This is a genomic window from Caballeronia sp. S22, from assembly GCF_964261745.1.
GTDB classification, from domain to species: domain Bacteria; phylum Pseudomonadota; class Gammaproteobacteria; order Burkholderiales; family Burkholderiaceae; genus Caballeronia; species Caballeronia jiangsuensis.
Window position 1 is genome coordinate 507,833 of the sequence record NZ_OZ180039.1, and the last position, 26,391, is coordinate 534,223.

Here is a 26,391-nt window from a genome sequence, read left to right on the forward strand (position 1 = left end):
AAGGTATTCGCATCATTTATGAAAGCATCACTCACGTGAGCATCGATGCAAAACGCCGACCCTTCGCGCGCCCGCATCGCAGAGGAAGGCGATCGCCTCGCTATCTGTCGTCGTACGTGCGCACGATTTCGTCAGGGTGACTAATCAGCCTACGAATGGGCGTTGATGCTCCGTGCGCGCGGCCACTCGATAGGTATTGCGCATCTTGCTAACAGGCCGACGATTGCCTATACCTATAGGGTCCGACAGCAAGCCCTAAGTAATCGCGTGACCGACCCCGCACGGGGCCGAAGACCGGGCAATGAGATCAGGATTCCTCTTCAACAGCGGTCGGATGTTGTCTTCTTGCGACAGCTCTTCCAGGAGCATGCGGCGTTCCTGGTCACACGCGGGAAGCAGGCAGTTCGAGCATCGTGTGGTTTATCGATACCCGTGTGTCGTAGGAAAACAGCGCGCCGCTTCTGCTCACCGGAGGAACCGCACATGTCCGGCCCCGTGGGTTTCTGGAGCTACGCCCGCCACGACGATGCGCACAGCGATGGCCATTTAAGCCAGCTCCGCACGATCGTGGGCAAGGCGATCGCCTTGCAGTACGGCGCGGACATCGACCTCTGGCAGGACATTCAGGCCATTCCGACCGGCGCGGATTGGGCCAATTCGATTCAGAAATCGATTGGCCAGACCGTGTTCTTCATGCCGATCGTCACCCCGCGATACCTGAAAAGCCCGAATTGCCACGCGGAGTTCCAGTCGTTTCATCATCGCATGCTCGAATTGAAGCGTGACGACCTTATTTTTCCGATTCATTTCGTGGGCGTGGATCAGATCACCACCGAGGACTCCGTGTTCGGAACTGACCTGGACATGCTTCGGCGGCATCAGTGGATCGACTTCCGGTCATTGCGTAATGCCGATTACCAATCGCCGGAAGTGCGGCGTTGGGCCGATGGCTTGGCGGAGAGCATACTCAAGGTAGCCGTGCCCGTGGCGAAGGCGCAGCGCGCGGCCGCGACCTCCGGGCAAGCGCGCCCGAGTGCGAGCGCAACCGGCGAGCGCCGGCAGCGCGAGGCGGCAACTCAGGCCGAAGAAGCGCGACAGCACGAAGCGTCGGTACGAGCGGCCGAGCATGCACGACAGGAGGCTGCCGAAAACGAACGTCAACGCAATGCGGCGGCGAACGCGCCGGAGCAGGCCCAGCGTCGCGAGGCCGAGCGGACGCCCGAGCCGCCTGCCCGGCCCGACCTGATCGATCCGTACCCGGAAGTGCTTCCGGCGGTCGATCCGGCGAACACCGCCGTGGTGACATCGTATGCGGCGCGCAGCTCGGCCGCGCCCATCCGGCAACGGCGGCTGGGCGTACTCGCCGTCTCGGCGGGCGGACTCGTGGTCGTGGCCGGAGCGATGGTCGCGGTATTCCTGCGTCACGAACCTCCGCAAGCGACGGCGCCCGTTCCCGCATCCGTCCCGACGATCACTCCGCCTGCACCGGCGGTCGTTCCACCCGCGCCGCTGGTCAGCCCGCCCGCGCCGGCGGTCGTTCCACCCGCAGCGGCGCTCAGCCCGCCCGCGCCGCTGCCCGACGCAAGCAACAGCCCCCCGCCGCCATCGCGCGCGCCGGACCTCGAAGGCAGCGTCGATCAGATCCTCGATTCGGCGGGGTTCATCGTGTCCGGAAAGATCGTCAATCTCTACGGCGTCCGGGGCGAGGACGGCCGCCCTGTCCGCTCGATGCAACGCTATCTGCAAAGCGAAGGAAACATCGTCCGATGCTTCGCGCACGAGGAAGCCTATCAGTGCTTCGTCAACGGGCACGACATCGCCGTGCACGCGGTTCGCCTCGGCTGGGCGCGCACGCGGCAAGGCGCGCCGCCGCAATATGCCGCCGCCGAAGCCGAGGCGCGGCGCACGCGCGCCGGAGTCTGGAGCAAATAGCCGCAGACGGCCACGACCGGCCGTGGAGGGAGACGAGCGATGAACAGGTATCTGTCCGCAGTGGCTTGCGCGAGCGTGGCGACGCTGATCGCGTCCGGTTGCGCCGATAACGGAACGGGAACGGGATCGACCGGAATGAACAAGACGACGTCGGGCGCGCTCATCGGCGCGGGCGCCGGCGCCGCGCTCGGCGGCATCTTCGGTCATGGCAGCGCCGGCGCGATCGTCGCGGGCGGACTTGCCGGCGGCCTGCTCGGCGGTGTCATCGGCCATCAAATGGATGAGCGGGATCGCGAGGCACGCGATCGGGCGCTCCAGGAGGCGTTGCAAAGCTCGAAGAACAGTCAGCCGAAGCATTGGCACAACACGAAGACCGGCAACTCGGGAACCATCAAGCCGCTGAACGGTTACACGACATCGGCGAGTGCGCAGACATGCAGGGATTTCACCGAGTCCTATGTCAAGGAAGGAAAGACCTATGAGCAGACCGCGCATGCATGCCGCAACTCGAAAGGCGAATGGCAGCTGGCCAATCAGTGATGCGCGTGCGAACCGTCGCCGCTCGTTGCTGCTCTGCACGATGGTCGCGGCGGGCATGCTCGGGGGAAAGGTCGGCGCGGCCGTGCGCGATGAAATCGATCCCGTGCGTCTTCATCGAAGCGGCACGGCGTTCTTCGTGACGCAAGACGGCGAGTTGCTCACGAGCGGTCACATCGTGCGCGGCTGCCGGCATATCGAAGTCTGGCGCGACGAGGATGCCCGGCTCGACGCATCGCTGGAGGCGCTCGACTCCCGGCTTGATGTCGCGCTGCTCGCGACGCACCGGCGCGTGAGCCGGATCGCCGTCCCGCGGGCCGGACCCGTTTCGCGGCACGACGCGGCGTTCACCATCGGCTACGGTCTCACGGCGTCGACGCCGCTGCAGCCGGTCGTCACGCGTGGCCGCGTCGACGCAACGGTCGATGCGAAGGCGCGCCGGCTTCTCGTCATGCAGGCGATGCTCTATGAAGGCAACAGCGGCGGCCCCGTGCTCGATGAACACGGATTGCTGATCGGCATGATCGTGGGCCGCTATGTGAACAGGCCGGACCGGGCCGTCGCGATCGATGCGGGCGAACTGGCGCGTTTTCTCGGCGCGAAGGCCGCGACGCCGCGAACATCGACGGACAGAGAGCCCGGCGAAGGGCCGCGACAGACGTTGCGGGAGATATCGGCACTCGTGCAGTGCGCCGACTAGCCGTCGCAGCGGGCCCGACCGGTCCACGCGATACGTATCAACGCGTTCGCCCGTCGACGCGCCCCGGCGCGTTCGACCCACGACAGCCATGTCCACCGACACGCAAGAACGTTTTCCTCTCCTGCCGCGTTCGATTTCGGTGCTCGTTTCCGGCCATCGGAACAAGCGGAGGCTGCCGCTCTTCAGCGGCAACGGTCTGGGGCGCGCGTTCGCCACCCTGGACTGCGTTCTGAGCAAGTTCAAGCGCATCGCGGAAAACGGTGCGCAGGCCGATGACAGTTTCCCATCCGAACTGTATTGCTGTGGCCCGACGACCGTACGCATCCTGACGGGACAAGCGGATCGCGTCGATCAGCACGTGATCGAAAAGGCTCACGAACTCGGCTTGCCGGTCGATCTGATCGTGCCGGGCGAGTTGCAGCCCACCTCCGCGGACCATCCGGATCATCCAGAGCGTTCGGTCGCGTTCGGATGCCCGCATTCGGTGCTGGAAGCGGACAACGCGGCCTTCGCCACGCGGGACGAATTCGCGCTCAGCTATGCCGATATCCTGGTCGCTGTGTGGGACGGCGACACGCCTCTCGGCGCACCGGGCGGCGTGGTGTGGCTGATTCAGCGCGCCGTGGCGATGGGCCTGCCTGTGTTATGGATCGATCTGCACGGCGCCGTCCGCACGATCGCCGATTATCGCGTCACCGAGCTCTGGCTCCATCAATTGAAGCGGCCGGTCCTGGAGGAAGGGCTGCTCAGAGGCCTGTTCGAGGACTACGACATCAAAAAAGGCGTGCTGACCGATGCCCTGCGGCGACGCCTGAATCCACTCGATGACCTCGTCTCGGACAGCCTGCAAAAAGATATCCTGCGCTCCTACGCCGAGGAAGAACGTGCGCCGCCGTGGATCGAGGATCGCGTGGGCTGGTTCGAGCAGTTCATGACCGCGATTTTTCGTGTGCGGGCGTGCGACTTCGTGAACAGCCTGTCGAGGCTGGTGCTGGGAATGCGGATATGCAAGCCGCGCTACGAGGCGCGCGAAGCGCCGCCGTGGGGGCCGCTTGCCGCGCGGTTCGAATGGAGCGACGCCCGGGCGAACATCGCGGGGCGCAGACACGGCAGCGGCACCTGGCTGCTGTATATGCTTTCTTCCGCTGCGGTATTCGCGTCGGTCGCCGGGATGATCGACTTCGACCTGAGCTGGTCTTTCTGGTTCGGGCAGTGCGCCGGCGTCTGGACGAAGCGCTGGCCGTGGGCGGAGCTGGCGCTCATCAGCGTGATTCTTTACTCATTCGCGCGCGCGGGCCATCTGCATTGGCACCGGCTCTGGCTCGGACATCGCTTCGTGGCCGAGCAGATCCGGTATCTGCGGATGCTCGAACCGTTCCTCGCCATTCCCGCGCCGTTTACCGAGCCGCTCTTCACGTATCGGCACGATCGATACTATTTGCGCAGCGCCGAACTGTGGCTGTTGCAGCGTTCGCTGAGCGCGGGCGGACTGCCGTCGCGATACGTCGCTTACCAGCTTGCATCGGAAAGCGTGCCCGAGCGTGGCAGGCGGCTCGAAGAGGACGTCGAAGAACAGTTCGGGTTTCACAGCAAGAAGCACGAGCACGCGCATACACTGCATAAACGGATGGAGCATTTCGCCTTCGTCCTGTTCTGCCTCGCCCTCGTTTGCACGCTTGCTCACATCGGGCTTGAGCACTGGGCCGAGACGCTTCCCGCCGACGCCCCCCGATTCAAGTCTTTCCTAAAGGAAGTCGTGCGCTGGCTTCCGCTGTTCAGCGCTTCGCTTCCGGCGCTAGGCGCGGCATTGCACGGCGTGATGACGAAGCTGGAGTTCGGGCGCATCTCGGAGCAATCGAACAAAGTGCATGCGAGCCTCGATATCATGCTCAGAGGCGTCCGTTTCAGCATGACGAAGCCCGAAGCGAAAGGTTGGAAGCCAATGTCCGACTTGCGTGACGATGCCAGGGACATCGCGAGGCTGCTCGCCGATGAGAATGTTCAGTGGCGCGATCTGATTCAATACCAGAGGGCGGAGCTTCCATGACCGACGATGTTTCGATGCCGGACCTCACGCGCGATCCGGACGCGTGGCTGGTCATCAAGCGCCCCGTGCCCGCCGCCGTGCGATTCGCGGATAGCGACGGCACGTGCGACACGCTCGAAGGCCCGGTGCGATTTCGCGCCGGCGATGCGATCGTCACCGGAACCTTGAATGAACAGTGGCCGGTCAGCCGCGACCGCTTCGATGAAACCTATGAACGCGTGGCGGAGGGCTTCTACCGCAAGCGCCCGATGGTCGCTTACGCCCTCCTCTTGAAGTCGCCGGTCAACGTGCGTGTGGGCGCTCAGAGCGACGTGATCGAAGGCCATCCCGGCGACTGGCTGATTCAATATGACAAGGGCGAGTATGGCGTCGTGGATGCGGAAGTGTTCGCGCGTTTGTATGAAAGAGTGGACGCATAGGAGAAACCCGCGGGCGCGTCATCCACGATCCACGCGCCGAGCGTGACAAAGCGGTCGCCAAAACGCAGTGAGGGCGCCCATTCTTGATAAACGAAGCCTTCCTCGCCGTACTCACCACCGTTCTCGACGCGTCCCTCGGGCGTCACGTTTGCACTCTCGCGCGAAAATAATGGCTTCTTCGCATAGGGTCGCCGGCTAAAATGCGCTTCATGAAAGGACGCTTCCAGAAGGTTCGGATGGTCCGGAAACATCTCCCACAAGATCGGCAAAATTCCCTTGTTCGACAGGACCGCGTTCCACGGCGGCTCGACCCAACGACATCGATCCATGAGCATTTCGGACCCGTACGATGATGTCGCCATCCATTCCCACGGATAAAGCTTGAACATCAGATCGATCGGTTCATCTTGCAGATCGACGAAGCCGCCCTGCCCGTCGTTACGTGAAGTCAAAGCGACCAAAGAGCGTCGGATCATCGCGATCCCAGGATGTGCGAATCCACTGGGCGAACCGCGCCGAGATCCCGAGTCTGTGAAACAGGTTGTTCTCGATGACGTGATCGACTGCGGCAAGGCAGCAGCGGTTCGGATCCAGGGCCGCCGCGTATATGCGCTCTATCTCGACTTCAGAAAAGCGATACGCGATGTCTTCACGCCAATAGACGAAAGTGTGTTGATCAACTGGCTGATCACGGTAGCCAGTGGGCGTTCGCCGAGTAGGTGAGACCTCAGGCACTCCGATCGATGGTATGAAGAACTGGCCGCGTCATCGAAGCGGCGCCAACTCACCTCTCAACGCACGTCGCTCAATCACTTGCCGAGTTCGCGACCGGGAAACAGGTCCATCGAAGAATAAACGCCCATTCCGCCCATGCACGATTGGACCGACGCAGTTTCGGATCAACGACGCGCCGCCCCTGCCAGTGATCTCGCCTGCCCGCAAGCTTCGATCACCTCCCCAACCGCGCACGCAAGCGTCACCAATAGACCAATCGACCGTCACCCACGTCGCCCACACATTTCGTGCAACGTATTCAACCGCCGAACCGGCTCGACGACATAAGGATTCGTCTCATCCCACGCATACCCGGCAAGCACGGCGCTGATCATTCGACGTATCGTCGGCGCCTGCTCACGCGCGAAGATGATGTCCTGCAGCTTCCCCGTATACCAGTTCTCGACGAACGCACGAAACGTATCGATACCCTTGCGCAGCGGCATGTCGTATTGCGTCTGCCAGTCGACGGCCTCGCCGTTCAACTGACGCTCCAGCGTTTCGACAGCGAGATGCGCGGATCGCAGCGCGATCGTCACGCCCGAAGAAAACACGGGATCCAGAAACTCTCCTGCATTGCCGAGCAGCGCGTAACCCGGACCATGCAGCCGCTCGACGTTGGCCGAGTACCCACCGATATGCCGCACCGGCATCAAGAAAGGCGCATCGCCGATCAGCCGGTTCAGTGTCGGCTCGCTGCGAATCAACGAACGCAACTTCGCTTCGCGCTCCGCTTCGGGCGCATCGAGAAATGGCGCTTCGGCAACACATCCGACGGACGAGCGTCCGTTCGCCAACGGAATCATCCAGTACCAGATATCGCGATGCTCGGGATGCACGGCAACCGTGATCTTGTTGCGATCGTGCGCACCGATGGGAATGTCGTCGCGCACGTGCGTGAAGATCGCGGCGCGCGTGGGCATGCGCGTAGGCGCTTCGAGGTTCAGGAGACGTGGCAGCACGCGGCCGAAACCGCTTGCATCGAGCACGAAACGCGCATGTACCTGATATCGCGTACCCGCCTCGTCGGTGACTTCGAGCGCGGGTGCGTCGCCCGTTCTCATTTCGAGAACCGTATGGCCGAAGCGCACTTCGGCGCCCTCCTTCGCCGCGCGACGAATCAACAGATCGTCGAACACGGCACGCTCGACCTGGAATGTCGTGCCCCAGCCGTCGGAATGCTTGTCGCGAAAATCGTAAGCGGACACCTGATCGCGATGGACGAAGTGCGCGCCGTTCTTGTACTGAAAGCCGGCTTCCACGACGTCCTGCAACATGCCCGCCTCTTCGAGATACGCCATGCTTTGCGGCAGCAGACTTTCGCCGATCGAAAAGCGCGGAAAGTGTTGCCGTTCCAGCACCAGCACCGAACGTCCAGCCTTTCGAAGCAACGCCGCGGCGACCGCACCTGAAGGCCCGGCTCCGATGATGGCGACATCGACGGAGGTATTCATACAACATTCATTGTTCATCGTTAATTCCCATGCAGGTGCCTGCGAAGCAAAGGGCAAATACGACGCTTGCGCGACGGATCAGCGATTACAATCGAGCCACCCAAGTGCCAAAGATTCGACTACTATTTCTTTACCGGATTTAATTGTGCAGAATACCGAAACATCCAGTGTGCCCTTCGTTTCTGAAACTGCGTTCGGCGTCTGGTTCCTGCGCACGCATACGTGGGAACACCACGTACTGCGCGTCGCCATCAACGATCTCAAAGGCCTGATCGACGGCCCGCTGCCCGTTCGTCCCACGATCGTCGATGTCGGCTGCGGGCAAGGGGTTTCGTTTCGACTGCTGGCGAAAGCGTTTGCGCCGCAGCGTATCGTCGGCATCGACTTCCACGAACCATCGCTCGCGCTCGCCGATAAAGCCGCGCGCGCTTGCGAAGGCAATTCTGACACCGCCGTTACGCGCATCGAAGTGTTGCATGGCGACTGTGCGAATTTGCCGCTAGGCGACGCCAGCGCGGATATCGTCTTCTGTCACCAGACGTTCCATCACCTCGTCGAACAGGAACGCGCGCTCGCCGAGTTCCGCCGCGTGCTCAAGCCCGGCGGCTTGCTGCTGTTCGCCGAATCCACGGATGCATACATCAAGTCGTGGGTCATCCGCCTGCTGTTCCGTCATCCAATGCAAGTGCAAAAGAGCGCGGACGGGTATCTCGCGATGATCCGCAACAGTGGCTTCAGCTTCGAACCCCGCAACGTGTCGCTGCCCTACCTGTGGTGGAGCCGTGCAAAAGACTTCGGACTGCTCGAGCGCATCGGTCTCTATGCCCCGAAGCCGGGCAAGCGGCGCGAGACGCTCGTGAACGTTGCGGCCGTCAAGACCATCTGACAGCGAAACGCGGCGCGCCTTCGAACACGCGCGCCGCACGTCCTTTGCGCGTTACTTCTTCAGCGTCACCACTTCGCCCTTCAGCGCTACGCCCGCAACCACTGCACCCGCGCCGCACGTGAACTCCGTCGCGCTTTCGCGCTCGACGTTCCGGTAGTTGCTCTTGATGTTGATGACCGCATTGCCGCCTTCCTTGCGCACGCGATCCTGCAGCGCCATTACCGCCGACAAGAACACGTGCTGACACGCGGTTTCATCGCTCTTGCCGAACGAGTTGGTCTTCTTGTTCGTCGCGAACTCGCCGAACGATTTCACAACGCCCGGATGGGCTTGTCCCGCGAAATAGAGCGCAATGTCCTGATCGACCTTGCCGCCTTCGCTCGTCAGCGCGGATTCGACGGAATAGTTCGTGACCGAATCGCGCGCGAACGCGTGCGACGACAGCATGCACGCGAGCAGCGCCGCGCAGATCATCTGATGCTTCATGATGTTGTTCCTCAAGATGGCGTGCTTATTGCGCGTCGAACTGCACGAGGTCGCCGCGCACGGCTATCGTCGAACCGTTGTTGCTCGACCCGCACGCAAACTCCTTCGATGACGACGTTTCCGTGTGCTGGAAGCGCGTCGTCACGTTGACGACAGCGTTCGCCTGATGCGCGCCCGCATAGTCCCGCAACTGCTGCAACGCCTTGCCCAGCGCGATGTTGCACGTCGCTTCCTGACCGGTCATCTCGCGCGAGACACGCGCGCGCACTTCCTTGGTCTCGATCAACTTCTTCACGTTCGGATGTGCCTCGTCGCCGAAATACAGCGGCACGCCCTGCTTGCTTTGCGCCTGCACCTCGGCGGGCATCGGCAGCGAGCGGATCTGCGTCGTGCATCCGGCTTGCGAAATCACGATGCCGGCTGCCATCGCCAGGAAGATCTTCGTTCTCATTCTTGTGGTCACTCTTGGTTGCTTTTGAATCACGCCCGTCGTTGCACGAAGGGCACCGGTCAAACATTCCTGAAACTCAGGCCCGCGCAGCTTCCGCCGAAGCCGAACGACACCGACATCGCCCGCGCGATATGCGCCTCGCGCGTGGATTGCACGAGCGGCATGCCGTGGACGAGCGGGTCCGGCGACTCGACCGTTCCCGTTCCCGCAATGAATCCGTCGCGCATCATGAGCAGCGTGTAGATCGCTTCGTGCGCGCCGCATGCGCCGATCGAATGCCCCGTCATGCCCTTGGTCGACGAGAACGGCGGCACCTGCGCACCGAACACCTCGTGCAATGCGCGCAGTTCTTCGGCATCGCCGAGCGGCGTGGACGGCGCCTGCGTGTTGATGTACTCGGGCAATTCGTCGATATCGCCCGCATCGTCGAGCGTCATGCGCAATGCGCGCGCGATGCCGCCGCTGTGCGGCGTCACCATGCCCGTGCTGTCGGTACTCTCGCCGAAGCCGGTCAGCTCGGCGTAGATGCGTGCGCCGCGCTCAAGCGCGTGATCCAGCGATTCGAGCACCAGCACGCCCGCGCCGGAGCCGATCACGAAGCCGTCGCGCGCGGTGTCGTAAGGACGCGAGGCGCGCGCCGGCGTCTCGTTGAAGCCGCGCGACAGCGCGTGCATCGCGTCGAACATCAGCGTCATGTTGTCGTGCAACGCTTCGCTGCCGCCCGCGAGCACGACGTGTTGCCGTCCGGTGCGGATCAACTGCATCGCCTGTCCGATCGCGAGTGCGGATGTCGTGCACGCCGACGAAGGCGAGTACGCGACGCCCTCGATGCCGAAGCTCTGCGCGACGTTCGCCGAGGCCGTGCTGCTCATCGCGCGCGGCACCGTATAGGGCGGCGTTCTGTCGACGCCATGCGCGTGCGCCGCGGCGAGCGCCATGTCGTACTCCGCCATCGCGCCGACGCCCGACCCGATCACGGCCCCCGTCTTCGGCGAGCGCAGCATGGCTTCGTCGAGCCGCGCATCGTCGATAGCCTTCCTCGCCGCGTGGCACGCAAAGCGTGCCGTGTCGCCCATGAAGCGCTCGAGCTTGCGGTCGAACGGCGGCTCGTCAGCGACGGACGCTACCGCCGCGACTTGCGAATGAAAGCCGCGCTCGCGCCACGCGTCGATACGCGTCACGCCGCTCTTGCCTTCGCGAAGGGCGCGGCTCACCGCATCGAGCGAATTGCCGAGACACGAGACGATACCCATGCCCGTCACGACGACTCGCTGCATGACCCGCGCTGCGTTCATCGAACGTTCCGGAAAATCAGCGACGTATTGATGCCGCCGAACGCGAAGTTGTTGCTCATCACGTATTCGGCTTCGATAGCGCGCGCATCGCCGATGATGTAATCGAGCGGCGCGCACGCGGGATCGACCTCGGTGAGATTGAGCGTCGGCGCATACCAGTTGCGCTTCATCATCTCGATGGTCCACCACGCCTCGATCGCGCCGCACGCACCGAGCGTGTGGCCGATGTAGCTCTTGAGCGAACTGATCGGCATGCGCTCGCCGAAGGTCTGCGCGGTCGCCTGACTTTCCGCGACGTCGCCGCGATCCGTCGATGTGCCGTGCGCATTCACGTAGGCGATGGCCTGCGGGTCGAGCCGTGCATCATCGAGTGCAAGCTGCATCGCGCGCGCCATCGTGCTCGCGGTCGGCTGCGTGATGTGCGCGCCGTCCGAGTTGCAGCCAAAGCCGACGATCTCCGCGTGGATCGTCGCGCCGCGCGCCTTCGCGTGTTCATACTCTTCGAGCACGAGCGTGGCTGCGCCCTCGCCGACCACGAGACCGTCGCGCTTCGCATCGAACGGGCGCGGCGTGAGCTGAGGCTCGTCGTTGCGCGTGCTCGTCGCGTAGAGCGTGTCGAATACGGCGACTGCCGGGCCCGAGAGTTCTTCCGCGCCGCCCGCGAGCATCATCGTCTGCTTGCCTGTCGCGATGGCTTCGTACGCGAAGCCGATCGCCTGGCTGCCCGACGCGCACGCCGACGACGCCGGAATCACGCGTCCCTTCAGATCCCAGAACAGGCTCACGTTGACGGCGGTCGTGTGCGGCATCATCTGCACATAGCTGTTCGATGTGACGTCAGTCATCGAGCCGGTGTTGAGCATCGTGCCGAACGCGCGAATAGGCTCGACGGAACCCGACGACGATCCGTACGCCACGCCCATGCGTCCGTCGCTGATCGATATGTCGCCGGCAAGCCCTGCATCCGCGAGTGCGAGTTCGCTCGCGCGCACGGCATACATCGAGACGATGCCCATCGAACGCGTCTTCTTGCGCGGCCAGCCGGCGGGCTGTTCGAACGCGGGCAGCGGACACGCGAGACGCGTGTGCAGCGCCTGAAAGAAGTCCCATTCGTCGATGCGGCGCACCGCGTTGCGGCCCGCCTTCAGCGCGGTCTCGACATCGCTCCAGCGATCGCCGAGCGCCGTGACGCCGCCCATGCCTGTAATGACGACTCGTTTCATCAGATCATCCCGCCGTTCACGCCGATCACCTGACGCGTCACATACGACGCCGCATCGGACATCAGGAAGCTGACGACCGCGGCCACTTCGCCCGGCTGGCCGACGCGGTTCATCGGGATGGTCTTCAGTGCATGCTCGACGGGCGCGTTCTCCAGCATGCCCGTCTCGATCAGCCCCGGCGCCACGCAGTTCACCGTGACGTTGCGCGACGCCAGCTCGACGGCGAGCGCCTTGGTCGCGCCGATCAGTCCGGCCTTCGCGGCGCTGTAGTTCACCTGCCCGCGATTGCCGATCACGCCCGCCACCGATGCGATCGTCACGATGCGGCCGCCCTGCTTCGCGCGGACCATCGGCATCGTCAGCGGATGGATCACGTTGTAGAACGCGTCGAGACCGGTTTCGATCACGACGTCCCAGTCTTCTTCCGTGAGCGCGGGGAACGCAGCGTCGCGCGTCACGCCGGCGCTGCACACGACGCCGTAGTAAGGGCCGTGCGCGGCGACATCGGTTTCGAGCTCCGCGCGGCACGCGGCGCGGTCGCGCACGTCGAACTGGATGACGCGCGCCGAACCGCCCTGTGCGGCGATGCCCGCGGTGACGGCTTCGGCTTCCGTGCGGCCCGTGCGGCAATGCACGGAAACAGCGAAGCCGTCGGCGGCAAGTTGATACGCGATCGAACGGCCGATGCCGCGGCTCGCGCCCGTTACGAGAACTCGACGGTTCATGCGCTCACGCTCCCTTCGATGAACGTCTGAAAATCATGGGGTTGATATACCTTGATGATGGCCTCGGCATAACGTTCGCCGTCATGCCCGATCGTGCATTCGTACGCGCCGTGGCCCTCTTCGCCGCGCAGCACTTCGCGCACGCCGATGTCGAGTTGCGCATCACGCGCGAACGCGCTCACGTGCGCCTGATAGCTTCGCGAGCCGAGCAGCACGCCGGGGCGCGCCTGCTCGCCCGCGCGCATCGCGAGCAGCGAGATATGCGCCGCGATGCACTGCGCCATCAACTCGATGCCGATCCACGCGGGCATCGCGCCGTGCTCGTCCGCGTACCACGCGCCGGGGCGCACGCTCGCGCGGGCCGTCAGCGTTTCGTCGTCGCACGATGTCACCGCGTCGATCAGCAGCATGGTGCCGCGATGAGGAATGATCGCTTCGATCGGCGGAAACGTGCCGGTTAGCGCGTCGCTGAGGTACATGGTTTCGCCGTTCATCGTCGTCATCCCGCCAGAATCAGGCTGACATTGCTGCCGCCGAATGCGAACGAATTGCTCATGACATGGCGCGCGCCCGCTGCGCGCGAAAGGCGGCGCTTCGTCTGCACGAGATCGAGCGCGGGCAACGCGGTGTCGGCTTCGCCGTCCCACGCATGGAGCGGCAACGGGACGTCGTCGCGTGCGAGCGTGAGCCATGCAAAGCCGAGTTCCGTCGCGCCCGCCGCGCCGAGCAGATGCCCGGTGAACGGCTTGGTGCCGCTCGCGGGCACGCCGTCCGGGAATACGCGTTCCATCAGACGCGCTTCCATTTCATCGTTCTTGCGCGTGGCCGTTGCGTGCATGTTCACATAGCCGATGTCGCCGGGCATCACGCCGGCATCCGCAAACGCCGCACGCAGCGCCATTTCGCCGCCGACGCCTTGCGGATCGGGTGCCGATACATGATGCGCATCGCTCGATTCGCCCACGCCGGCGAGACGCACGGCGCCTTCGTCGCGCGTCATCAGAAACACGGCCGCACCTTCGCCGATGTTGATCCCGTTGCGATTGCGGCTCATCGGATTGGTGCGCACGGGGCTGACCGAATCGAGCGACGCGAAGCCCTGCACGGTCAGTTCGCATAACGAATCAACGCCGCCGACGATCACCGCGTCGCACAGATTCAGTTGCAGCAGACGCCGCGCCGACGCGAATGCTTTCGCGCTCGACGTGCAGGCCGTCGAGATCGTGAACGCCGGGCCCTGCAGGTTCAGCGCGGCGGCCGCGAACGGCGCGGCCGTGCCGATCTCCATCTGCCGGTAGTCGAATTGCTCCGGCAGCGCGCCCGTTTTCGTGCGATGCGCGAACGCTTCTTCCGCTGCACCGACGCCCGACGTGCTCGTGCCGAGCACCACACCGATGCGCGCGGAGCCATAGCGTTCGCGCGCCGCTTCGATTTCGGGACGAATCCGTTCGAGTGCCGCCATCAGCAAGCGATTGTTGCGGCAATCGAAGCGTTCGAGCGCGGCGGGCGGCGCGATATCGAGCGGCGCGAGCACACGGCCGACGAACGCATCGCCGTTTTTCATGGACACAGGTCCCATGCCGGGCGATTGCGATTCCGCGAGCGCGGACGAGATTGCAGCGGTCTCGTCGCCGAGTGCGTTGATCATGCCGAGCGCATGCAGATAAACAGGCGGCAGCGTCATGCGTGGTGTCTCCCTTCGTTTGGCATGGCGATGGGCGCGAGCAGCACCGCCACAAGAATGCCGAGCGTGAGCGTGACGCCGAAGCTCTTCAGCGCGGGCATGCCGCTCATGCCGAGCATGCCGAACGACAGTAGCGTCGTCGCCGCCGACAGCAGCACGCCGGTCCAGACCGCGCCGAGATCGGCGCTGTCGCGCAGGCATCCCTCGCGCAGGAACACCGCGTAATTCGCGCCGACGCCGAGCACCAGCATCAGCGCGAGGCAGTTGAACAGATTGAGCGGCACGCGCGCATAGCCGAACGCCGCGAGCGTCACGCCGACCGCCAGCAGCACGGGCAACGTCGTCGCGATACCGCCGCGCAGCCGATAGCGCGTCATCACCAGCACGAGCACGAGCAGCAGCGCGCCGGCGAGCCAGATGGCGCTATCGACGCGATATTCGCCGAACAGCTTCGACACGCTCGCGGCCTTGTCGACGAACACGACGCCTTCGGTCGCGCGCGCCGTTGCGATCAGCGCGGGCAGGTTCAGCGGCGTCACGCGGCGCGGCATCACGATGGCCGCGTAGCCGCGCTGGCCGTTGGCATCGACGGCGCCGAGCCACAAATGAGAAAACGGCTTCGACCAGCTCGCCGCGAGCCAGCGCTCGACCGTCAGCGGCCGAGTATCCGATCGCATGAACGACTCGATCCAGGCGTCAGCGATGTCGTCACGGAAGCCCGCTTGCAGCAGCGTTGCGCGCAACGCGGCGGGATCGGCGAAGACATGTCGCGCGAGCAGTGCGCGGTCATCGGCCTGACGCCGCGCCGACGGCACGAACTGCGTGATCGACCGCCATCCGTCCACCGACTGATCGCCCGAAAGCGCATCGAGTTTCGCGCCCAGCGCTTCGGCACGTTCCAGCACGATGTCCTGCGTCGCGCCCTGCACCACGAAAAACTGCGCGGTATTGTCGATGCCGACTGCGTCGCGCACCCGATTCTCCTGCGCGACGAGCGCCGGATCGCGCTGGATCAGCAAATGGATATCGTCGTCGCTCTTGAGCAGCAGCCAGCCCGGCGCGCAAACGACGACCAGCGCGACGACGACGGCCCACGAACGCTTCCCGCCGATCGCACGCTGCCAGCGTTGCAGCAGCACGGCCGCGCGCGCAAAGAGACGCCGCTGAGTGGCCTTCGGCCCGTTCGACAACATCGCGGGCAGCAGCCACATGACCGACGCGAAGGCGACGCAGATACCCGTCATCGCGAAGCACGCGATCTGCTTGAGCGCGGGAAACGGCGCCCACGCGAGAATCGCATAGCCGAGCAGGCTCGTCGCGAGCGCCACGGAAAGCGCGGGCCGCACCGAACGCGCGCCTTCTTTCGCATCCCAGTTGCGCGGCGCGCCGAGATAGACGACGAAGTACTGAATCGAATAATCGACGGCCTCGCCGATCAGGCTCGCCCCGAACACGAGCGTCAGCAGATGCAGCTTGCCGAACACGGCCATCGTGACCGCCAGTGCGACAACGATGCCGAGCGCAGTCGACATGAATCCGAGCAGCAACAGACGCGGCGAGCGAAACACCCACAGCATCAGCAACGCGATGCCGCATGCGGACGCGATGCCGATCAGATGCACTTCGCGCTCCGACGCACGCCGCGCCGATTCCGCGTAGAACACGGCGCCCGCGCGCGCGACGGACGCATCGGGCCATGCGGCGTGCAACGACGTTTCCGCCTGCGCCGCCGCCGACAGCACCGCACGCTGCACGCGCGATTCGTAGGCGGAGCCGTTGAGCGTCGTGACGACGAGCACGCTCGTCGTGTCGCCGCGATGCGCGACGAGCATGTTGTCTTCGAGATCGAGGTTCGACGTCGCGAGCGGCAGGTCGGACAGCCAGTGTTCGAGCCACCCGAACGGATCGTCGGCGAGCTGCGTTGCGAGCGGGCCGCGCACGGGGTTGTAGATGCGCTGCATCAGCGCGTCGTGCAGCGATGCAGCGCTTTTTTCGGACGAGTGCGTGAGAGCATCGCGGTCGTCGCGTGTCAGCAGGCCGAAGCGATACGGCGTGTAGAGCGCGCCGATCCGCGCGATATCGAATGGCGGCAGCTCCGCCGTCACGGATGCGAACGCGCCGCTCTCCTGAAGCGTTGCGCCGAGCCTTTTCGCGGCGGCCTTCGCGTGATCCGCGTCGCGGCTCGACACGAGGAACACCGTGCGGTCGCCGAGCGCGTTCGCGAGCTGATCGACGGCCTTTTCGGCGACGGGATTCGCTTCGGTCGCGGGCAGCAGCGCGAGCAGATTTGTCTCCAGCGGCGACGGCCCGCTGAAACGATGCACGCAATACAACACCGCGACGAGCGCTAGCGCGATCCATGCGGCGCGAACGCCCCACAGCGACGTCCGCCTGCGTTGCCCGTGCGCCAGGCTCATGGCGCGCTCAACAAGGTACGTTCCGCGGAAGGCAGATCGTCGGCCGCTTCGCTCTTCGTGAACTCGATGCGCGTAGTATCGCCGTTCGCGAGATCGATCCGCAGGCTGCGCAGGAAAGCGCCGCCCGTCATGTGCAGGCCGCGAATCGCCTGCGCGAGTTGCGGCTGGTTCGGCGTGAGGTCGAGCGTCCAATCCGGTGTCGAGCCGTGCGCATCGACATCGAATTGAGAGTACAGCGCGGAGAGATCGCCGCCGAGCATCGCGCGCATCATCTTCGAGACCTGCGCCACGCCGCGCACGCCCTGCGCGCTCTTCGTGCGGATAGGCTTGCCGTTCGCGTCGACTTCAGTGACGCCTGCATCGGTGATGACGAACGTCGCCACGTAAGGCGTTTGCACGCGCCAGATCACGCCGCGATCGCGCACGAACACCAGCGTGCCCGTGCTTACGAGCGGCTGCTTCATCGCGGAGAGCGTCTGCGTCTGCGTGAACTGTGCGCGCACGCCTTTCATCTGCGCGAGCCGCGATGTCACCTGCGCGACGAGCGCCTGATTGCCGGATGCAGCATGCAATGGCGCTGCCGTGAACAGCAACAAGACGAGCAACGCACGGAGCACCTTCAAACCGCCCATACGCGCTCCAGCTTTTCGAACAAGACAGGCGGCGACACGAACTGCAATTCCTGCGTGGCCGCATCGACGGCGACCTGAATCGTATAACCCTTGGTCAGACGCTGGCCGGTTTCGCAATCGACGATTTCATAGCCGATCTTCAGGCGGTTCTCGTATTCGAGCAGTTCCGTGCGCACTTCGATGCGCTGTCCGTAGGTCGCGGGCCGCACGTACTTCAGATGCGCCTCGACGACCGGCCACACATAGCCCGACGCCTGCATCTCGCGATAGTCGTAGTCGAACGCGCGCTGCAGCGTCGAGCGTCCCGCTTCGAAATACTTCAGATAGTGGCCGTGCCAGCACACGTTCATCGCATCGACGTCGTGAAACGGCACTTCGACGATCGCGCTCGCCTTGAGCGTGCGAGCCTGCGCGACTTCAGCCATGACGCGGTTCCTTTGCATCGGCATCGACCAGAGCGCACGCCGCGATGCGCGCCGTCAACGCGCGCAGATCGCGCTCCAGCGCACGGTCTTCGGCGACGAACGGCGAAACCGATGCGATCGTCGCCGCGAACTCGCGCAGCGGCGCGGGCACGGGCGTTTCCGGATCGAGACGCAGACGCAGATTCAACGCCTGCACGGCGGCGAGCGTGTGCGCGGCCGCGACCTGCTCCGTCAGTTCGAGCACGCGCAGACAGTCGCGCGCGGCGATCGTACCCATGCTGACCTTGTCCTGGTTGTGCGCTTCGGTCGAGCGCGAGAACACGCTCGCGGGCATCGTGTGCTTGAGCGCCTCAGCGGTCCACGCGGACGCCGAAATCTGCACGGCCTTGAAACCGTGATTGATCGGCGCGCGCGCATGCGTTGCGCCGGTCAGATTGCGCGGCAGGCCGTTGTTGAACTTGTCGTCGACGATCAGCGCGAGCTGGCGATCCATCAAATCCGCGAGATTGGCGACGGCGGTCTTCAGCGCGTCCATCGCGAACGCGATATGGCCGCCGTAGAAGTTACCGCCGTGCAGCACGCGCTCTTCGTCCGGATCGATCAGCGGATTGTCGTTCGCGCTGTTGAGCTCGTTCTCGATGTCGCGGCGCATCCACGTGAGCGCGTCGGCCGCTACGCCGATCACGTGCGGCGCGCAACGGATCGAATAGCGATCCTGTAAACGATGTCCCGGCGTGTCGTTGCGGCCGGCGAGATCGGCGCGGATCCACGCGGCGGCTTCGGCCTGGCCGGCGTGCGGCTTCACTGTGAAGATCGTCGCGTCGAAGTGCGCGGCGCGGCCGTCGAGCGCCACCGTGGAGAGCGCCGTGAGACGCGCGGCAAGACGCGTCAGATGACGCGCGCGCGCAAACGCGAGGCATGCGAGGCCGGTCATCACGGCCGTGCCGTTCATCAGCGCGAGCCCTTCCTTCGGCGCGAGCGTGAGCGGCGTCACGCCGAGCGCGGACCACACGCCGGCGACATCGCGCAAGGTGCCGTCGAACATCACTTCGCGCTCGCCGACCAAAGCCGCCGCCACATACGACAGCGGCGTCAGATCGCCGCTCGCGCCGACCGAGCCTTCCGATGGAATGCGCGGCAGCACGCGATGATTGATGAGGTCCGCGAGCCGTTCGAGCAGCACGAGACGCACGCCGGAAAACCCGTACGCCAGCGAATTCAGACGCGCGGCGATCACGGCGAGCGTCGCTTCGTCATCGAGATACGCGCCCATGCCGCAGCCGTGATAGCGCGTGAGTTGCAGCGGCAGCGCCTCGACGAGTTCCATCGGCACATCGACGACACACGCGTCGCCATAGCCGGTGTTTACGCCATACACGGTCCTGCCCGCTGCGAGATGGCGGCGCAGAAAGTCCGCGCCGCGCTCGATGCGCGCGCGCCAGCCGGCGTCGCCGTTCAGGACCACGGGCGTGCGACGCGTCGCGATCGATACGACCTCTTCGATCGTCAGATGCCGCCCGCCGAAAGTTACTGCGGACGCTGTGCGCGACGCGCGCACCTCGTCGATCAGATCATGCTCGGACATCGTTTCCTCTGGGCGCGGAGCCTTCCGTCATCGTTTTGCCGGGGCGCGCCCAGAAATCGAAGAAATTGAACCATTGATAAGGAGCCTTGCGGCAATAGTGTTCGAGCCGCGACGCGTAGCGCTGCGCCCATGTCGCGATGTGCTGTGCGCGTTCACGGCGCGGCAATGCGATGCGTTCCGCGAACGGCTCGAAATACAGCCGATGGCGCGTGCCGCCTTCCGCGCCGCGCTCTTTCAGGCAGAAAAACAGATAGACGGGACAGCGGAGCGCGTGCGCGAGCACATACGGCCCTTGCGCGAACGGCGCCGTCGCGCCGAGGAAATGCGCGTCCGTCGTGCGTCCCGACTCGTGCGCGGGCACGCGATCGCCGACGATCACGAGCAATTCGCCCGCGTCGATGCGTTGCTTCATCATCATCGACGTCTCTGGACCGAAGTCGCTCACCTGCATGAGCCGGCTGGCGAAGTCCGCACTCGCCGACGACATCACGCTGTTGAAGCGCTTCGCGTGCTCCGTATAGACGACGGCCGTCACCTTTGCGCGGCCGTTGCGCACCGCGAGCGCGCGCGTCATCTCGAGATTGCCGAGATGCGCGCCGATGACGAGCGCGCCACGCCCGCTCTCGACGAGTGCTTCGAACGCAGTGGAATCGTCGAATACGACGTCGTCTTCGGCGATCCGGCCCGACCACGCGGCGAACCGGTCCAGCCCCGACTGCGCGAACGCAAGCATCTGCCGATACGCGGAACGCCAGCCCGGACGCGGCGTGCGCTCGCCCGGCGCGGCGTGCTTCAGATGCGCGAAGTATCGATGCGATTCGGCGCGCGCATCGCGTCCCGTCAGCAGAAAATAGCCGACGACGGGATGCAGCCACAGCCCCGTGAAGCGCACGCCGAACAGACGGCAACTGATCGCGAGCAACGCCATGCCGAGCCGGCTGCCGCGCTCGGCGACGCGCCACCAGCCGCCCTCGGCGCGCGTGGCGGCGGACGTCTTGCGCGGCATCGCCTTGTGCGCGAGGAGCATCGGCAGACGCAGCAGCATGCCGCACACGAGCCGCGTATGACTCGCGCTGATGCGCACGTTGTCCCACAGCACGTCGAAGTGCGACACGCCATCCGTCGCGTAGACGACGCGCGTCGGCACGGTGCGGAACGCGAGACGCCGCCAGTGCAGGCGCACCAGAATTTCGATGTCGAAGTCCATGCGCGTGCCGAGCCGCACGCTGTCGATCAGCGCGCAGACCGCATCGAGCGGATACAGACGAAAGCCGCACATCGAATCGCGGATCGTGAACGACAGCGTTTCGATCCAGACCCACACGTGCGTCACGTAGCGGCCATAGAGGCGCGACTTCGGCACGCTTTCGTCGTAGACGGGACGCCCGAGAATCACCGCGCCGGGTTCGGCGCGCGCGGCTGAGAGAAAGCGCGGGACGTCGTTCGCGTCGTGCTGGCCGTCGGCATCGATCTGCAACGCGTGCGTATGGCCCGCGCGCCGCGCCGCGCGCAAGCCCGCCATCACGGCCGCGCCCTTGCCGCCGTTGACGGGCAGGCGCAGCAGCGTCATCTGTTCGCCGTACTGCCGGCCGAGCTGTGCGAGGACGGCTTGCGTGGCCTCGTCGCTGCCGTCGTCGACGACGAACATCGGCAGGCCGTGCACGGCCAGGCGCGCGACGGTGCCGCCGATCGCATCCTTGTGGTTGTAGATCGGAATGACGATGCACGTCCGCAGGTTCGCGCCGCTCATGCACGCTCCCGGTACACGACCACGCCCGACGAACAGTCGCGTCCGTTCAGGCGATACGCGAACTGCACACGGCGGCGCGCCGCATCGTGCGCGAGCCGCAGATCGAGCAGCGCGCCGGGCGGCACGGGCGCCATGAACTTGAGACGATCGACGGATGCCGCGTCGCGCGTGCCCGCGATGTGCTCCGACGCGAGCCGGATCGCCCAGTCGACCTGCACGACGCCTGGCAGGATCGGCAGATTCGGGAAATGTCCGTCGAAGTGAACGAGCGTGGAAGGCACGCGCAACTCGTAGTGCAGATTGTCGCCGTCGCGCGTTTCGGAGAGCACTTCGAAGCCTTCGGCGCGCGTGCCGAACGACGCCGCGACCGTCGCGACGGGCAGCTTGCCGCGCGCATCGAACGGCAGTGCGATGCGAAAGCGCCAGCGGCGCGGCAAGAGAACGACATCGAAATACGCGGCGAGATGACGGCGCAGCGCTTTCGCGAGCGCGACGCGGCCTTCGTTGCGCAACACTGCGCTGCCTGCATCGCTCAGCGCGACGACGGCGCCCACGCGCTCCCGCGACGCGCCCGCGAGCGGCACGACGCACGCCTGCGTCACGTACGGATGCAGCGCGAGCCGGGCTTCCATTTCCGGCAGCGACATGCGCTTGCCGTCGAGCTTGATCACGCGATCGAGACGGCCTTGCAGGCTGAAGCGGCCGTCATCGTCGAAGGCAATCGCATCGTCGGTGCGATGCCATTCGCCGTGGCCCAGATGCGGCGAGCGCACTTCGAGCGCGCCGTCGTCCGCGCGACGCACATCGACGCCATCGAGCGGCTGCCACGCCGGCGTTACGTTCTGCCTGCGCCACGCGATGCCGCCGGTTTCCGTGCTGCCGTAGATTTCGACGGGCGCGTCGCCGAACACGCGCGCGTAGTCGTGCGCGGCGTCCGCCGCGAGCGGCCCGCCCGAGGAAAAGAACACACGCGGCGCAGGCGTCAGTTCATCGAAACCGGTCAGCGCGGCCCAGCGCGCGAGTTGCGCCGGCGACGACACCATCACGGTCGCGCCGCAGCACGCGATGCGCAACTGCACTTGCCGCGGTTCGGCGCACAACGCGCGATCGAATGCGCGGCCCGCTGCGAGCGGCCACATCACGCGAAACAGCAGCCCGTAAATGTGCCGGTGCGCGACGCTCGCGAGCATCGTCGCGTCGCCGATGAGCGCGCCCCATTCGCGTTCGAGCGTGCGCACTTCGGCATCGAACTGTGCGAGGGTCTTGTGGATCGGCTTCGGGCTACCGCTGCTGCCCGACGTGTAGAGCGTGAGCGGTGCGTTCGGGTCGATCGGCATCGGCATCGGCATCGGCATCGGCGGCGCGGCGGCCCCGATCGATTCCGTCGCGGCCAGCGCGCGGATGTCGTCATCGGTCAGCATGGCGTCGTACGCGTGGGCGAGATCGGCGAGATAGCCGGGCGCCGAGCTCGCGGGAATTACCGGCTCCTTGCCGCACGCGAACAGCGCGAAGAGCGCGCAGGCGAAGTCGTACGGATCGTCGATGCACAGCGCGTAGCGGCGCGCCGACTGCTCGCGCAGCCACCACGCGAGGACCGCCACGCGCGTACGGAAAGCCGCGTGCGTGATGATCGTGTTCGCGCTTGCAGCGCGATCGTCGCGGCAGACGGGTCTCTGCGCATCGCTCGCCGCGCACAGCAAATCGTGCAGCGCGATCATGCCGCCTCCGCACGCCGCGCGCGCGGCAGGATCACGAGATAGCGCCACACGATTTCACCCACGAGCAGCACGCCGACGAGTCCATACGAGATCGCGCCGTTGTACAGCGACCATGCCTCGCGCTGCCAGTACAACGCCGTATAGAGCGCGAACAGGCCGTTCGCGGCGAAGAACACGCACCAGATTTGCGTGACGCGGTGCGTGTGACGTACGGCGGCGGCGCTCAGATCGGGCGTGCCGATGCGCGCGAATTTTTCGATCATCGACGGGCCGCGCACGAGCGTCGCGCCGAACGCGATCAGCAAGCCGAGGTTCACGAGCGACGGATAGATATGCAACAGGCGTTCGCTATCGGTCCACACGATCGCGGCGGACGCGGCGCTCAGCATGAAGGCGACGATCCAATCGACGCGCGTGAGCCTGCGCAGCGACACGCTGACGACACCCGTGCCAATGCAGCGCTGCAGCCAGATCAGCGCGAACAGCACGCAGCCGGCGTAGCGCGGCGCGTTCCAGAACCACGCGGCCAGGATCACGGCCGGATAAGCGAGCTTGAACGCGACGTTCAGCGCGAATCCGGCCCAGCCGCGCGCCTTTGCATCGGTGGCCTGCCCGCCTGGCGCGTGCGCGGTCTGCGACTGCATCATTCCTGCTCGACGAGCAATGACTCGACGGCGGCGACCACGTCCGCGACCGTGCGCACCGACTTGAATTCTTCCGGCTTGATACGGCGGCCCGTCATTTCCTGCAGCTTGATCGCGAGATCGACGGCGTCGATGCTGTCCAGATCGAGCTCTTCGAACAGGGAGGCCTCGGGCGTCACGCGCTCCGGCGCAATGCCGAAGTTCTCTTCGAAGATGGCGCGGATGCGCTCAAGGATTTCATTCTCGGTCACGGTCATTCCCCTTCTTTCGTGGCTTCGTCCGCAGCATGCGCAAGCTCGCGCTGGCTCGCCACCAGCGCGACGAGCGTGTTGATCGAACGGAAATGTTCTCGCGTATGCTCGTCATTGGACGCGATGTTCAGTTGATAGTGTTCGCGCAGCACGATGCCGATTTCGAGCGCATCGATCGAATCGAGACCGACGCCGTCGGTCTCGAAAAGCGGCGCGTCGTCGTCGATGTCGTCGGGCTGCATGTCTTCGAGATCAAGCGCTTCGATCAGAAGCCGTTTGATTTCAAGCTTTAAAGAATCCATAGTCGATCAGATGCCGGGTAATGTGGGCTTCGATCGCGCTCGTCACCGTGCGTGCGGCGAGCGCGGGTGTCTCGTCGCGTGCGGCGAGTTCGTCGGCACGCAGGGGCTCGAGCACGTTCACCTGCATGTGGAATGCACGTTCGGGTACGTCGTGCCAGCGCATGTCTTTCGTGAACGCGGGTGGATCGCAGTCCATCAGCACGGGCAGAATGGGCGCGCCCGACTGCAAGGCCATGTGAGCGAACCCGCGTGAGAACGCGTGCATGCGGTTGCGTGTCGGACTGCGCGTGCCTTCGGGGAAGATGATCATCGTGTAGCCGCGCGCGAGTTGCCGTGCGCCCGCTTCGACGAACTCGACGGGGTTCGCATTGCTCACGTATTCGGCCGCGCGCATCACGCCCCAGAAGAAGGGGTTGCTCCAGTGCGCGCTCTTCACGACGCAACATGCGCGCGGCGTGAGCGAGAGCAGCACCACCACGTCGATCCACGTCGGGTGATTCGCGACGACGATGGCCGCGCGCGGCGCGTCTCGTCTGAGCGCGCGGGCGCCATGCACGTCGAGCTTCATCACGCCGACCCGCACGAGCACGGCGACGAGCGCGCGAACGAACGCGTGAATGATGGCGACGATAATGCGCTGCTTCGAGTCGCGGTGCGGCCAGATCGAAGCGAGCGGGCACACGATCAGCGAGAAAGCCAGCCCGCAGACGCCGAACGCGGCGAATGCGAGAGCCGTCGCAACGAGGCGCCAGTAGTAATCAAGCGGCTTCATGCCAGGACCATTGCCAGGTCGAGTTCCTGCCGCGCCATGCGCTCGCCGTGCGCGTGTCGAGACAGTGCTGCACGGCATGGCTCTGTGAAGAGAACGTCGTGCCTGGAAGAGCGGCATCGGTCTCGTCGCTGACCGTTGCGCGCGCGCATTCCAGGCGACCCGTTTGCGCGGATGAGTCGAGCAATATCGCGAGCGCCCCGCCATCGACTTCATCTTCGACGGTGCCGTATGCGGGATCGGCGGGTTCGTCGGCATAGACGAGCAGCACCGGAGCCGAGGGGTCCGTTACGTATTGCGCGTACGCTTCGAGCAAGGCATAGCCGAGGGTTTCAGTGCCCGCGGACAGGGCGCTGGCCGGAGCGCGGTCGCCACGCACGATGCCGAAAACGCCGGTCATCGTGTTGAGCACGGAAAGACTGAACGACGTGGGCGAGACCGTCTTGCCCGCATCGATGGTGCGCAGGGTCTCGGTCGTGCGGCCCAGTTCGCCATGACGCGAAGCGAAGACCAGACGCACCGCAGGCACATGCGCGACGCAGTCGTGCGCCACCTTCAGCGCGGCCCGCGATAGCGTGCTGAGCCGGCGTCGCGTCAAAGGTTCGATGAAGCCTAAGTCGGGGGCGGCGGATGCGGCGGCAGGCCACAATGACCAGCGAGCAACCGGAATGGTCCAGCGCGTATCGGGCATGTCGGTGTTCGCGTGAGAATTCTTCTAACCGGGCAGAGACGACGACCGACGGCGGTACGCCATGACGCGCCTAACCGGGCATGGACGCACCCAGCGCTTATATATCGATTACGTTGATTAAGATCGGGTTAACGGCATGAGGGCCGGAATATTTAGGAGTCAAACGCGCGAATCGGGCGCGCCGTCCGGCCCTTAAAACTGGAGCGCCGGATTTTACCGGCGAATGCGACTGAAAGCAGCATAAATAACTTGCTGATGATCATTCGTCTCAGTTTCGCGACGCGTCTTACCGATAGGCGCCACCCCAGCCACCCAAGCACAGAAACCTGTTCGCCGTTGACTCGCGCCGCCTTGGACGCGATCGTCAAATTCTGTGTTTGCAGGCGCAGCGGCGAGACTTCGCGAGCACGACCCGTCCTCTGCCGCATGCGCTGACCTGCTAAAAAAGGCCTCCGCTTACTAACTGCGGCACAGCGCGGGCTCCCAGATGGTGAATCAGCAAGTCGATTTGCGACTCGTGCGCGACAACCTTGGACACGCATCATTGACCTTACCTCCGCGTCGATGACGAGCGACGCCATCGTGAAACCGACG

28 protein-coding genes are annotated in these 26,391 nt (G+C 65.0%); 7 read left to right on the forward strand and 21 right to left on the reverse strand.

What is annotated here, in order from left to right; all coding sequences use genetic code 11:
- Positions 1–483: 483 nt before the first annotated feature.
- From ACEN42_RS34135 to ACEN42_RS34155, 5 genes are all read left to right on the forward strand, one after another.
- Positions 484–1,932, forward strand: coding sequence for a TIR domain-containing protein (locus ACEN42_RS34135; RefSeq protein WP_371883046.1), 1,449 nt, complete (start codon positions 484–486; stop codon positions 1,930–1,932).
- Positions 1,933–1,971: 39 nt separating this feature from the next.
- Positions 1,972–2,472, forward strand: coding sequence for an RT0821/Lpp0805 family surface protein (locus tag ACEN42_RS34140; protein WP_049815740.1), 501 nt, complete (start codon positions 1,972–1,974; stop codon positions 2,470–2,472).
- On the forward strand, positions 2,411–3,169 hold the full coding sequence (locus tag ACEN42_RS34145; protein ID WP_371883047.1) for a serine protease: 759 nt from the start codon (positions 2,411–2,413) through the stop codon (positions 3,167–3,169). The genes ACEN42_RS34140 and ACEN42_RS34145 overlap by 62 nt, the downstream gene beginning before the upstream one ends.
- 88 nt (positions 3,170–3,257) lie before the next feature.
- Positions 3,258–5,216 (forward strand): hypothetical protein, encoded by a 1,959-nt coding sequence (locus ACEN42_RS34150; protein ID WP_371883048.1) that lies wholly within the window; start codon positions 3,258–3,260, stop codon positions 5,214–5,216.
- Positions 5,213–5,635 (forward strand): PGDYG domain-containing protein, encoded by a 423-nt coding sequence (locus ACEN42_RS34155; RefSeq protein ID WP_029672440.1) that lies wholly within the window; start codon positions 5,213–5,215, stop codon positions 5,633–5,635. The genes ACEN42_RS34150 and ACEN42_RS34155 overlap by 4 nt, the downstream gene beginning before the upstream one ends.
- Here the strand turns inward: ACEN42_RS34155 and ACEN42_RS34160 are convergent.
- Together ACEN42_RS34160 and ACEN42_RS34165 are read right to left on the reverse strand one after the other, a co-directional pair.
- Positions 5,560–6,111, reverse strand: a complete 552-nt coding sequence (locus ACEN42_RS34160; RefSeq protein ID WP_371883049.1) for a glutathionylspermidine synthase family protein — start codon at positions 6,109–6,111, stop codon at positions 5,560–5,562. The two genes, ACEN42_RS34155 and ACEN42_RS34160, sit on opposite strands and share 76 nt — an antisense overlap.
- Complete coding sequence (locus ACEN42_RS34165) at positions 6,074–6,253, reverse strand: glutathionylspermidine synthase family protein (protein ID WP_371883222.1); 180 nt, start codon at positions 6,251–6,253, stop codon at positions 6,074–6,076. The genes ACEN42_RS34160 and ACEN42_RS34165 overlap by 38 nt, the downstream gene beginning before the upstream one ends.
- On the opposite strand from ACEN42_RS34165, the gene ACEN42_RS34170 reads away from it, so the two are divergent.
- Complete coding sequence (locus ACEN42_RS34170; protein ID WP_371883245.1) at positions 6,167–6,358, forward strand: hypothetical protein; 192 nt, start codon at positions 6,167–6,169, stop codon at positions 6,356–6,358. The two genes, ACEN42_RS34165 and ACEN42_RS34170, sit on opposite strands and share 87 nt — an antisense overlap.
- 275 nt (positions 6,359–6,633) lie before the next feature.
- Here the strand turns inward: ACEN42_RS34170 and ACEN42_RS34175 are convergent, their stop codons facing one another.
- Entirely contained in the window at positions 6,634–7,881 is a 1,248-nt protein-coding gene (locus tag ACEN42_RS34175) for an NAD(P)/FAD-dependent oxidoreductase (protein WP_371883050.1), read from the reverse strand.
- 127 nt (positions 7,882–8,008) lie between these two features.
- On the opposite strand from ACEN42_RS34175, the gene ACEN42_RS34180 reads away from it, so the two are divergent.
- Positions 8,009–8,749, forward strand: coding sequence for a class I SAM-dependent methyltransferase (locus ACEN42_RS34180; protein WP_371883223.1), 741 nt, complete (start codon positions 8,009–8,011; stop codon positions 8,747–8,749).
- Between the two features lie 51 nt (positions 8,750–8,800).
- Here ACEN42_RS34180 and ACEN42_RS34185 read toward each other — a convergent pair whose 3' ends face one another.
- The 18 genes from ACEN42_RS34185 to ACEN42_RS34270 are packed head-to-tail and all read right to left on the reverse strand — an operon-like array spanning position 8,801 to position 25,797.
- Positions 8,801–9,235, reverse strand: coding sequence for an excinuclease ABC subunit A (locus ACEN42_RS34185; RefSeq protein WP_238211937.1), 435 nt, complete (start codon positions 9,233–9,235; stop codon positions 8,801–8,803).
- Between the two features lie 25 nt (positions 9,236–9,260).
- Positions 9,261–9,686, reverse strand: coding sequence for a hypothetical protein (locus ACEN42_RS34190; RefSeq protein WP_238211935.1), 426 nt, complete (start codon positions 9,684–9,686; stop codon positions 9,261–9,263).
- Positions 9,687–9,745: 59 nt separating this feature from the next.
- Positions 9,746–10,981, reverse strand: a complete 1,236-nt coding sequence (locus ACEN42_RS34195) for a beta-ketoacyl synthase (protein WP_371883051.1) — start codon at positions 10,979–10,981, stop codon at positions 9,746–9,748.
- Positions 10,978–12,204 (reverse strand): beta-ketoacyl-ACP synthase, encoded by a 1,227-nt coding sequence (locus ACEN42_RS34200; RefSeq protein WP_371883052.1) that lies wholly within the window; start codon positions 12,202–12,204, stop codon positions 10,978–10,980. Before ACEN42_RS34200 ends, ACEN42_RS34195 begins: the two co-directional genes overlap by 4 nt.
- A complete protein-coding gene (locus ACEN42_RS34205; RefSeq protein ID WP_371883053.1) occupies positions 12,204–12,929 on the reverse strand; it encodes a 3-ketoacyl-ACP reductase FabG2 in 726 nt (241 codons plus the stop codon). The genes ACEN42_RS34200 and ACEN42_RS34205 overlap by 1 nt, the downstream gene beginning before the upstream one ends.
- Complete coding sequence (locus ACEN42_RS34210) at positions 12,926–13,423, reverse strand: hotdog family protein (protein WP_371883054.1); 498 nt, start codon at positions 13,421–13,423, stop codon at positions 12,926–12,928. The genes ACEN42_RS34205 and ACEN42_RS34210 overlap by 4 nt, the downstream gene beginning before the upstream one ends.
- Before the next feature lie 5 nt (positions 13,424–13,428).
- Positions 13,429–14,613: a beta-ketoacyl-[acyl-carrier-protein] synthase family protein gene (locus tag ACEN42_RS34215; protein WP_371883055.1), complete on the reverse strand. Its 1,185-nt coding sequence runs from the start codon at positions 14,611–14,613 to the stop codon at positions 13,429–13,431.
- Positions 14,610–17,030: an MMPL family transporter gene (locus ACEN42_RS34220; protein ID WP_371883056.1), complete on the reverse strand. Its 2,421-nt coding sequence runs from the start codon at positions 17,028–17,030 to the stop codon at positions 14,610–14,612. The genes ACEN42_RS34215 and ACEN42_RS34220 overlap by 4 nt, the downstream gene beginning before the upstream one ends.
- Positions 17,027–17,662 carry an outer membrane lipoprotein carrier protein LolA gene (locus ACEN42_RS34225; protein ID WP_371883057.1) on the reverse strand — a complete coding sequence of 212 codons (636 nt, stop codon included), beginning with the start codon at positions 17,660–17,662 and terminating at the stop codon, positions 17,027–17,029. The genes ACEN42_RS34220 and ACEN42_RS34225 overlap by 4 nt, the downstream gene beginning before the upstream one ends.
- Positions 17,650–18,087, reverse strand: coding sequence for a thioesterase family protein (locus tag ACEN42_RS34230; protein WP_035500663.1), 438 nt, complete (start codon positions 18,085–18,087; stop codon positions 17,650–17,652). The genes ACEN42_RS34225 and ACEN42_RS34230 overlap by 13 nt, the downstream gene beginning before the upstream one ends.
- The gene (gene hutH, locus ACEN42_RS34235) at positions 18,080–19,672 is read right to left on the reverse strand and encodes a histidine ammonia-lyase (protein ID WP_371883058.1); all 1,593 of its coding nucleotides are present in this window, start codon (positions 19,670–19,672) and stop codon (positions 18,080–18,082) included. Before hutH ends, ACEN42_RS34230 begins: the two co-directional genes overlap by 8 nt.
- Positions 19,659–21,422 (reverse strand): glycosyltransferase, encoded by a 1,764-nt coding sequence (locus ACEN42_RS34240; protein WP_371883059.1) that lies wholly within the window; start codon positions 21,420–21,422, stop codon positions 19,659–19,661. The genes hutH and ACEN42_RS34240 overlap by 14 nt, the downstream gene beginning before the upstream one ends.
- Positions 21,419–23,140 (reverse strand): AMP-binding protein, encoded by a 1,722-nt coding sequence (locus ACEN42_RS34245; protein ID WP_371883060.1) that lies wholly within the window; start codon positions 23,138–23,140, stop codon positions 21,419–21,421. The genes ACEN42_RS34240 and ACEN42_RS34245 overlap by 4 nt, the downstream gene beginning before the upstream one ends.
- Positions 23,137–23,787 carry a hypothetical protein gene (locus ACEN42_RS34250; protein WP_371883061.1) on the reverse strand — a complete coding sequence of 217 codons (651 nt, stop codon included), beginning with the start codon at positions 23,785–23,787 and terminating at the stop codon, positions 23,137–23,139. The genes ACEN42_RS34245 and ACEN42_RS34250 overlap by 4 nt, the downstream gene beginning before the upstream one ends.
- A complete protein-coding gene (locus ACEN42_RS34255; protein ID WP_238211965.1) occupies positions 23,784–24,035 on the reverse strand; it encodes an acyl carrier protein in 252 nt (83 codons plus the stop codon). The genes ACEN42_RS34250 and ACEN42_RS34255 overlap by 4 nt, the downstream gene beginning before the upstream one ends.
- 2 nt (positions 24,036–24,037) lie before the next feature.
- Positions 24,038–24,337 carry a phosphopantetheine-binding protein gene (locus ACEN42_RS34260; protein WP_371883062.1) on the reverse strand — a complete coding sequence of 100 codons (300 nt, stop codon included), beginning with the start codon at positions 24,335–24,337 and terminating at the stop codon, positions 24,038–24,040.
- Positions 24,318–25,109 carry a 1-acyl-sn-glycerol-3-phosphate acyltransferase gene (locus ACEN42_RS34265; RefSeq protein ID WP_371883063.1) on the reverse strand — a complete coding sequence of 264 codons (792 nt, stop codon included), beginning with the start codon at positions 25,107–25,109 and terminating at the stop codon, positions 24,318–24,320. The genes ACEN42_RS34260 and ACEN42_RS34265 overlap by 20 nt, the downstream gene beginning before the upstream one ends.
- Positions 25,096–25,797, reverse strand: a complete 702-nt coding sequence (locus ACEN42_RS34270; RefSeq protein ID WP_371883064.1) for a beta-ketoacyl synthase chain length factor — start codon at positions 25,795–25,797, stop codon at positions 25,096–25,098. Before ACEN42_RS34270 ends, ACEN42_RS34265 begins: the two co-directional genes overlap by 14 nt.
- Positions 25,798–26,391 lie beyond the last annotated feature (594 nt).